This is a genomic window from Catenibacterium sp. UBA627 (assembly GCF_002299355.1).
Lineage (GTDB): Bacteria > Bacillota_I > Bacilli_A > Erysipelotrichales > Coprobacillaceae > Catenibacterium > Catenibacterium mitsuoka.
In genome coordinates, this window is the sequence record NZ_DBPF01000058.1 from 1 (window position 1) to 9,354 (window position 9,354).

General features: G+C 35.1%; 8 protein-coding genes. 6 read left to right on the plus strand and 2 right to left on the minus strand.

Annotation, left to right across the window (positions count from 1 at the left end; all coding sequences use genetic code 11):
- The 6 genes from B2S90_RS04150 to B2S90_RS04175 all read left to right on the plus strand — a co-directional run.
- Positions 1-248 (plus strand): hypothetical protein (locus tag B2S90_RS04150; protein WP_286696577.1); only part of this gene is annotated, 248 nt, incomplete at its 5' end.
- Positions 249-597: 349 nt separating this feature from the next.
- The gene (locus B2S90_RS04155; protein ID WP_286696578.1) at positions 598-5,778 is read left to right on the plus strand and encodes a discoidin domain-containing protein; all 5,181 of its coding nucleotides are present in this window, start codon (positions 598-600) and stop codon (positions 5,776-5,778) included.
- A gap of 194 nt (positions 5,779-5,972) precedes the next feature.
- A complete protein-coding gene (locus tag B2S90_RS04160; RefSeq protein WP_055232434.1) occupies positions 5,973-6,266 on the plus strand; it encodes a DUF2500 family protein in 294 nt (97 codons plus the stop codon).
- 83 nt (positions 6,267-6,349) lie between these two features.
- Positions 6,350-6,631: a hypothetical protein gene (locus B2S90_RS04165; protein ID WP_278779240.1), complete on the plus strand. Its 282-nt coding sequence runs from the start codon at positions 6,350-6,352 to the stop codon at positions 6,629-6,631.
- A gap of 136 nt (positions 6,632-6,767) precedes the next feature.
- Entirely contained in the window at positions 6,768-6,935 is a 168-nt protein-coding gene (locus B2S90_RS04170; protein ID WP_279067751.1) for a hypothetical protein, read from the plus strand.
- Positions 6,936-7,035: 100 nt separating this feature from the next.
- On the plus strand, positions 7,036-7,875 hold the full coding sequence (locus B2S90_RS04175; RefSeq protein ID WP_055289890.1) for a LytR/AlgR family response regulator transcription factor: 840 nt from the start codon (positions 7,036-7,038) through the stop codon (positions 7,873-7,875).
- A 10-nt stretch (positions 7,876-7,885) separates the two neighbouring features.
- On the opposite strand, the gene B2S90_RS04180 is transcribed toward B2S90_RS04175, so the two are convergent.
- Both B2S90_RS04180 and rpsD read right to left on the minus strand, forming a co-directional pair.
- A complete protein-coding gene (locus B2S90_RS04180) occupies positions 7,886-8,542 on the minus strand; it encodes a trimeric intracellular cation channel family protein (RefSeq protein WP_055235106.1) in 657 nt (218 codons plus the stop codon).
- A 42-nt stretch (positions 8,543-8,584) separates the two neighbouring features.
- Positions 8,585-9,190: a 30S ribosomal protein S4 gene (gene rpsD / locus B2S90_RS04185; protein WP_055235104.1), complete on the minus strand. Its 606-nt coding sequence runs from the start codon at positions 9,188-9,190 to the stop codon at positions 8,585-8,587.
- Between the last annotated feature and the right edge of the window lie 164 nt (positions 9,191-9,354).

Below are 9,354 nucleotides of genomic sequence, written 5' to 3' on the forward strand. Positions count from 1 at the left end.
TTGATTTCTATTATCCAATTTTTGTGGATAAGGCAAGTAAGTATCATGACGAGGCACTTACATATACAAAAAAACTTATTAAAGCAAACTACAATAAAGCAACGGATGCAGAGATTGATACATTATTCAAAGAAGCAAAAGATAAATCAAGTAGTGGTAAAACAGCATATAATGGAAAAGGTATTTCTGTTGGTTATCTAGATAAGGATGACTATTATCAATATCAGATATTAAGATTCTATAAATGATAGTTGATTATTGTTTGGATTGTGTTTCTAATAAGCCTAGAAGGAGTGTCCTCTGCCCATATATGTCGGGATGTGCTCCTTTTTTTTAACACACCGTGAACAAGAACTCCTCACCTTTATATGAAATATAGGTGGGAGATGAATTGCGGTAAACACCTAAAATAATTTCTAAAATAATTGTTATGAAAAACTTGATGTAAGAGGTTAAATGAACTATACTCTTACATGAGATGGATTGTTACTTTAAGTAGGCAAGACCAGACACATTTAAGCATGCGCTGCATCATGTCTTTTTGTGTTTGGTCTTTTTTTATTGGAGGACAATCAATCAGAAAGGAAAGTGAAAATCGTGGGAAGATTAAAGAAAGTCGTAGCTGCATTATTTAGTGCGAGTATGATTATTTCTAGCTGGAGTATGACTCTTGTCCATGCAGATACAATCACAAATATTGCATTAAATAAGAAAGTTACAACAAGTTATGCATGTTCTGGATTTGGTGCTGAAAAAGCAGTGGATGGTGATAAGTCGTCACGCTGGGCAACTGAATTTGGTGAACATGCTGCGACTAACCATTGGATTGATGTGGATTTAGGTGCACAGTCTACGATTTCATCTTTTAATATCCATTTTGAGAATCCTAAGGATGGCAATGCTCTTCAAAGAGTACGTAAATTCAAGATTGAAGGATCACTCAATGGTTCATCTTATGCATTGATTCATAATTCAGCAGATAAACCAGAAGGATTTGGCGTAGATGAAGTAGTAACACTTGATACACCTGTACAGTATCGTTATGTAAGATTAACTGTAGAAAAATTACGTGATGGTGCTTATCCAAGTATTTCAGTGGCAGAATTTGAAGTCATGGGTACTCAGGAAAAGACTGAGACACCTACGAATGTCAATTTAGCGTTAAACAAGAATGTTGTAGTAAGTGCAGAGTATCCTACACTCCCTAAGAAAAACCTCACAGATGGTAATGAAAGTACAAGATGGTCTACAGAAGGCGCTCCAGTGCAGTGGTTCTATGTAGATCTAGGTAAGTCTGAGTCTTTCAATCAGTTAAAGATGGTTTGGGAAAGTAATGATGTGTATGCAGGTTCTTATAATATCTATGCTTCAGATGATCATACAAATTGGGGCGAAGCTATTGTAAAAAGAACAGGTAACAAGAAACGTACTTCTGTAGAATACTTATCTAGTGCTAAAAAAGCACGTTATGTAAAAGTTGAAGTGACAAAGATGGAAGGGTACGACAGTGTATCATGCTGTGAATTTGAAGTATTGAATTCATCAGATAAAGCACCTCAAAACCCTACAGAAAACGTTGCATTCAATAAGCCAGCAGTGGCTTCTTCAGTTGAAGGTGGTACTTCATTTACAGCAGGTAAAGCGTTTGATGGTAATACTAAGGGAACATCACGCTGGGCATCTGGTGTAAAGAATGCACCTCATTGGATTTATGTGGATCTTGAAGATGTATTAGATGTCAAGACTGTACGCCTAACTTGGGAAACAAGAAAAGCGACAAAGTATAGAATCCAGTATGCAACTGAACTAGACAAGTGGACAGATGCAAAAGTATTTAACAGCCGTCCTGCTAATAAGACTCAGAAGATTGTCTTAGATAAAGCGGTGAAGGCACGTTATGTACGCTTGTATATTGATGCAGTGGATCCATTAGATCCAGATACTGGCATTAACTGGAATAATATTTCTGTTTATGAAATGGAAGTATATGGTGGAGAACCAACAGTTGATGTGAATGAAATAATGGATTCTATTACAGTAGCAGAAGTGAAGAAGGGTGATAAGAAGGTTAATGTAACTCTTCCAGAATCTGAAGATTATACAATTACATTCAATGGTGCTGATTATGAACAGCTTGTTGGTGATGATTTGACTATCTATCAGCCTTTAGTTGATACAACTGCTACTTTATCTTTCAAAGCAACAAATAAGAAAGATAAGAATGATTATTTATTTAAAGAAATTGCAGTGAATATTCCTGGTAAATATAACGTCGAACAGGGAGATAATGCAGCCCCTATCGTATTACCAGAATTAAGAGAATGGAAAGGTCATACAGGTACATTCAACTTTAATAAGAATGGTCGTATTGTGGTGCGCAATTCTAAATTGAATGAAATGGCAAAAACATTCCAGAGTGATTTAAAGGAAATCACAGGATCTAAGTTAGATATCGTTACAAGCGGTGAAACAAAAGCAGGAGATATCGTTCTTGATCTTGTAGATAAGAAAGAAAACTTAGGCTTAGATAAGGAAGGTTATATTTTAGAAATTGGTGATACTGTATCAGTAAAAGCTGAACAAGAAACAGGTGCTTTCTGGTCTACACGTACTATTTTACAGATCTTAAAGCTTAATAAGCTCACTATGCCTAAGGGTGTGACAAGAGATTATCCACTTTATTCTGTTAGAGGTTTTATTCTTGATGTAGGACGTAAGACATTTACTATGGATAATCTAACAATGTTGATGAAGGAAATGTCTTGGTATAAGTTGAATGACTTCCAGGTACATTTAAATGATAATGTCATTCCTCTAGAGAACTACTCTAATGCAGGTAAGGACCCTATGACAGCTTATTCTGGATTCCGTCTTGAATCTGATATCAAGAAGGGTGGTAAGAACCAGGCTGATTTAACAAGTACAGATGTATTCTATACTAAGAAGGCATTTAGAAATTTCATTAAACAGTCAAGAATGTATGGGGTAAATATTGTTCCTGAAATTGATACACCAGCGCATTCTCTTGCTCTTACTAAGGTGCGTCCTGACTTACGTGCTGGTACTTATGGTCGTGACAATGACCATTTGAACTTAGTAACTAAGTATGATGAATCAGTGGCTTTTGTACAGGAAATCTTTGGTGAATATATGAATGGTTCTGATCCAGTCTTTGATTCTAAGACAACTGTACATATTGGTGCGGATGAATATACAAAGGATCCAAATGCATATCGTCGCTTCTGTAACGATATGATTGATTATGTAGAAAACTCAGGACGTAAAGCACGTCTATGGGGAAGTTTATCAAGTCTTAAGGGTAATGTAACTGTAAAGGCGCAGAATGTAGAAATGAACTTATGGAACTACGGCTGGGCTAATATGGATAAGATGTACGAAGAAGGCTTTGACCTTATTAACTGTAATGATGGTAACTATTACATCGTACCAAATGCAGGGTACTACTACGACTATTTGAATAATTCAACAGTATATAACTTACCAATCAATGAAGTGGGTGGTAAGCATATTCCTGCTGGTGATAAACAGATGCTTGGTGGTTCTTTTGCAGTATGGAATGATATGACAGATTACCTCAATAATGGTATTACTGAATATGATGTTTATGATCGTATTCAGGCATCTGCTGCATTATTTGGTGCTAAGCTTTGGGGTAAAGGATCATTAACTCAGAGTCAGGCAGAAAATGCAGCGAGCTTATTAGGAGATGCACCTGGTACCAACTTTGCCTATAATGTAGAAGACAAAGATGGTGTATTTGAAGTCATCGACAATAACACTTCATATAGGGGTGTGAATGCAGATGTAGAAGATGTTGATTATAAGAAGGCTGTTCATTTATTGGGCGACTCTTCATATGTAGAAACTAAGCTTCATACAACTGTAGGATTAAACAATAGCTTAAGATTCAAGGTAAAACGTACTTCATCTTCAATTGATAAAGACCAGATCCTATTTGAATCAAGTTATGGTTCTATCAAAGGTGTTCAAAAGGGTACAGGTAAAGTAGCTATCTCAAGAGAAAACTTTGATATTACTTTTGATTATTCACTTCCAGTAGGACAGTGGGTTGAAATTGAAATCAAGAACCCAGATAACGGACGTAATCGCAAGTATGCTGAATTATATGTTAATGGCAAGCTTGTAGACCGTAAGGGTGATGATGAAAAGGTTGAAGGTAACAAACTTATTGCAACTACAATGATTCCATTTGAAAGAGTGGGAAGTAAAACACATGCTTTTGTGGGTTATATTGATGATATTGTGCTTGCAAAGAATAAGGACTATGCTTCAACGAGTGAATTAGATAACACATTATTGATCTTACATGCATTAGAAGCAGATAAGAAAGTAGATGCTTCTAAGAAGGATGCAATAAGATCATTAATCAAAGAAGGAGAGGCTCTTACTTGTCAGGCTGATCCAGATGCTGCGCGTATTGCGGATGTTGTAAAACGTATGAAAGATTTGATTGCGACAGTGACTTATAAGAAGGCTGATTATAGTGCAATTGAAGCTATTCTTGCAAAAATTCCTAACACTGATTTGACTAAGATCTATACAAAGGATTCTTTGGATGCTTTAGAAACAGCTAAGAACAATATTGTATATGATTTACCAAGAGGTATGCAGTCTCAGGTTGATGCGTATGCAAAAGATTTGCAGAGTGCATTAGATCGACTTGCATTATTGGATATGGCTGATTTATATTACTATCAGGGTACGATGACAGGTACTGCTTCTTCACAGGAAACTGCAAATGAAAAAACGCCTGCTTCTAATGCTTTAGATGGTAACCCAGGTACATTCTGGCATACATTATGGAATGGTGCTTCTTTACCACACTGGTATATGATTACTATGGGTACAACTGAAAAGGTAGATGGACTTTATTATTTACCACGTAGTAATGCTGGTAATGGTACAGTGACTCAGTATAGTATCGAAGTAAGTACTGATGGGCAGACTTTCAAGAAAGTCAAAGAAGGTACACTTCCATTAAATGCAGAAGGTAAGTTAATCAGCTTTGATGCAGTTGATGCAAAGTATGTAAGATTTAATATCTTAGCAGCTAAGGGTGGATTTGGCAGCGCAGCTGAATTCAAGATTCATTATGTGCCAGCATCTACTGGAGCAGAAGAACTTGAAGCACTTGTTAAACATGCAGAAGGATTGGATCGTACACTTTATACTAAGGAATCATTAGAAAAGTTAGATACTGCATTAGAAAAGGCAAAAGCTGTATTAAAGAAGGGAGATGCTTCAGCAAATGAAATCAATGAAGCAAAGACAAATCTTTATAACGCTTTATTAAAGGATTTGATTGCGAAGACTCCTGTAATCAAGGAAGATGCTGATACTAAGGATTTAGAGGATTTAGTAGGTTCTATTGATAAGAATCAGAAGGATTATACAGAAGAAAGCTGGAATAAACTTCAGGATGCTTTAAAGAAGGCTCAGGATGTTTTAAATAAGGAAGAACCTGAGCAATCTGAAGTAGATGCAGCTTATAAGAATCTTAAAGATGCAATTGATGGATTAGAAAAGGTCAAAGATCCAGTCATTACACCGGACAAGCCATCTAAGCCAGATGAAAACAAACCTGGTGAAACAAAGCCTAGCGAATCTAAACCAAGTGAAGCTAAGCCAAATAAGAAACCGCAGACTAGTGATTTGACACCACTTGCAAGTGTATTCAGTTCTATCTTTGTATCATTGAGTGGTATTTATCTTGTGATGAGAAAGAAAGAGTATTAAGAATTAGAAAGGACTTCAAATGAAGTCCTTTTCTTAATGAAAAATACATATAAAAAACACACAGAGTCCATAACAATTACATATCTAAACACTATACTAGTTACTATTGAGGTGATAGGAATGGAATATTTATTTATTTTTTTAGAAAGCTTTTTTAAGACATCAAATGAAGAAGACTAGAATTGAGGCAGTTTATGGGAGTTGTATTTGTTTGTCTTGTTATAGTAGGTATGATCTGTATGGCTGATGCCAATACAATTATATGCTGGTTCAAGAATAATCGTGCACTAGTCCATATAATAGGGGCAAGTATACTTACAAAAGAATTGAATGAAAATAAGTATTATGTCTGTTTTGGATTAGAAGATGGCAGAATAAAAAGATTACTTGTTGATTATTATGTCTATTTATCTCTAACAGAAGGAGAAAAAGGCATATTGACTTATCAAGGGACAAGATTTATTAGGTATGAAAGAGGTGGAGAATAATACTTTCTTCATCCCTTTTCTTAACGAAAATAAATCTAAGTGATGCATTGTTTGCGTAAGATAATTTCATAGATAGAAAATGGATGAAAGTGAAGAAGAGAAGTGTTAAGACCGCTTTAGAACTTATTGATGATGATATGGTTGTTGGTCTAGGAGGTGGGGAAACAATTGGCTATTTTGTTGAATATTTAAGTCATTCTCATAAAGATGTCAAGGTTGTTACACCTTTGTTTGCGGCAGAACAGGCGTGTATTCGGGCTGGACTTGAACTATTACCACTCTGGTCAGTCAATCGTGTTGATTTATCTTTTGGTGGTTGTGATGAAGTAGATCAAAATATAAATGCATTAAATAATTTCAAGTAAATGGCTGTTATCTCTCTCATGATGCATGCAAAACAGCCTAAACGTGGTCTTATTGCCTGTGAAAATGGATATATTGAAATCTATAACTATCCTAGAGGAGACCAGGCAGTGATTACTTGTTCCTCTGATGGACATAGTGAAAATAAAAAATGGAGAAACAAAAGCCGCTTTATTTTACAAAATTGAAGATATGGAGGATTATGTAAGTAATAAATATAGTAAAACATTAGATAATACAAGTAATGTCATGAAAATACTTACTAAAATCAGAAAACAATGGGGTATGATTTATCCATTTGAATAAATCAAAGAGAAAAAGATACTTTTCGTGCAATAAAAAAACCTTTTATACATACCATGAGACTTATAATATTATTTTTGGTAAATTATAAGTGGTGATAATTATGAGAAAAAAAGTGGTACAAGATTTAATTGAGACAAGTAGAGAAATTATTCAAGCTTTTTGGCATAAAGATGTGAACCTTTTAAGCCATTATCTAGACAATGATGTTTTTTATTGTGGTGCTGATCCAAGTCAATATTATTCAAGCAAGAATGAGCTAATGAATTATTTATATTCTGTAATGAATGATAGTTTAAAAAGTGAATTGACACATATTGATTTTCAATGCGTTTTTAATCAGCAGAACACATGTATTATTGTCGGTCGCTTTTTTCTTATGACAGATATGAATTCATTAGAAATGATTCATGAACAACAAAGATGTACACTCGTCTGGTCTATTGAAAAAGAAAAGGAAGGACGTATTGTTTATTTAAATACACCAGATCGTTTAGGACAGTTAGAAGACGGAGAGTTATTCCCTCATAAGATGGGATCTAGTACATATCATTACTATAAGGATATGGTTAAAAAGCTTATGGAGCCAGATAAAACAATTTTAGTGAATGATAAGAACAAGCATACATGTTTGATTCCTTTAAAAGATATTTATTATGTCATGGCATTCCAGCATAATACAGTACTTTATACAAATAAAGGTGAAATTACTTCAACAGTCTCTTTTAATAAAATGGAAGAATTACTTGGTACACAGTTCTTCAAGATTCATAGAAGTTATACTATTAACAGAGATTATATTCGTTTATTTGGGCCTGATTATGTAGAACTTACAAATGGAGATAAGGTGCCAATGACAAAACGTAATCGTACACAATTAATTAATTCATTAATGAAGTATACAAATGTTCAATCAGGTATTGGTGAAGATGAAAAAAAATAGGTCATTAGACCTATTTTTTGTTTTTGTCTCCACAGTAATCTATTGTTGGTAAATCCCATCGATAATGGGCTGCAAGTACTCTAATAAGTACAACAATAATAAAGCCTAATACAACTGCAGCATTGGTTTCCCCATATTTAATGAATAAACATGTAATGATGGCGCCAATGATTGAAGCGGAAGCATAGATCTGTTTTATACATACCTGAGGGAGTTCATTTGCGAGAACATCACGAATAATACCTCCCCCTACACCTGTCATAACACCTAGAAAGGCAGGAAGGAATATTCCGTGATGAACAGCCATACCTGCATTTACACCATCCATTGTGAAAGCGGCAAGGCCAAGAGTATCAAAGATAAATAATAATTGAGTCGTCAAAGATTCAATACTTTTGCTTGTTGTTTTCTTATGAAAATATAATATTAAAATAGTTGAGTTGGCAGTAACTAGTGCAATAATCACGAAGATTGGGTTTCTAAACATAACAGGGGGAGTAACACCGATTAGTACATCTCTTACCATCCCTCCACCTACTGCAGTACATAGTGCAAGAATATTAATTCCAAATAAATCCATCTTCTTTTTACTAGCAACCATCACACCAGAAATTGCGAAAGCAATAGTGCCAACAATATCCATGATTAAATTAAATGTTGCATTCATATATACTCCAATAAAAAAGCAGCCCTAAGGCTGCTAATAGAATTAACCAAGTCTGTTATAGTATTCGACGATTAGCTGTTCGTTGATTTCCTGATTTAATTCAGATCTTTCAGGAAGTCTAGTGAACTTACCAGTTCTCTTTTCAGCATCTACTTCAACGAAGCCAGGAGTATGAGTCTGAGCTTCTAAAGCTGTCTTGATAACATCTAACTGCTGAGATCTTTCCTTAACAGTAATAACGTCACCAGGATTTACTCTACATGAAGGGATATCAGTCTTGATACCGTTTAATAAAATATGACCATGGTTTACTAACTGTCTAGCTGCTCTACGAGTTGTTGCAAATCCCATTCTATAAACTACGTTGTCTAATCTTGATTCAAGTAAGAATAAGAAGTTTGCACCAGTTACACCTTCCATCTTAGAAGCGCGGTTGAAAGTGTTGTGGAACTGCTTTTCGTTAATACCATACATATGTCTTACTTTCTGCTTTTCTGCTAACTGAAGACCATATTCAGTGCTCTTGTGTCTCTTCTGACCATGCTGACCTGGAGCATAAGGTCTCTTGTTTAATTCTTTTCCGTTTTCCAATACTGAGAAACCAAGTCTTCTAGACTTTTTCCAGATTGGGCCTGTATAACGTGCCATTGACGTTACCTCCTTATTGTTTTATTTGCATAAAACAATAACAATTCATAACTCACCCTGCGTATGTTCTTATTAAGCATTTCTCTTGCGGTAAGATACTTTGCATCCCTAAGTCAAGAACGTAGCTGCACGACTGTTATGTACCGCTATTCATTTTATTGCGA

What these genes read in the sequence shown, in the direction of transcription:
- B2S90_RS04160 (WP_055232434.1), top strand. Translation starts at nt 5,973, where the DNA reads ATGGGAGTTGTATTTGTTTGTCTTGTTATAGTAGGTATGATCTGTATG.
- B2S90_RS04165 (WP_278779240.1), top strand. Translation starts at nt 6,350, where the DNA reads ATGAAAGTGAAGAAGAGAAGTGTTAAGACCGCTTTAGAACTTATTGAT.
- B2S90_RS04175 (WP_055289890.1), top strand. Translation starts at nt 7,036, where the DNA reads ATGAGAAAAAAAGTGGTACAAGATTTAATTGAGACAAGTAGAGAAATT.
- B2S90_RS04180 (WP_055235106.1), bottom strand. Translation starts at nt 8,542, where the DNA reads ATGAATGCAACATTTAATTTAATCATGGATATTGTTGGCACTATTGCT.
- rpsD (WP_055235104.1), bottom strand. Translation starts at nt 9,190, where the DNA reads ATGGCACGTTATACAGGCCCAATCTGGAAAAAGTCTAGAAGACTTGGT.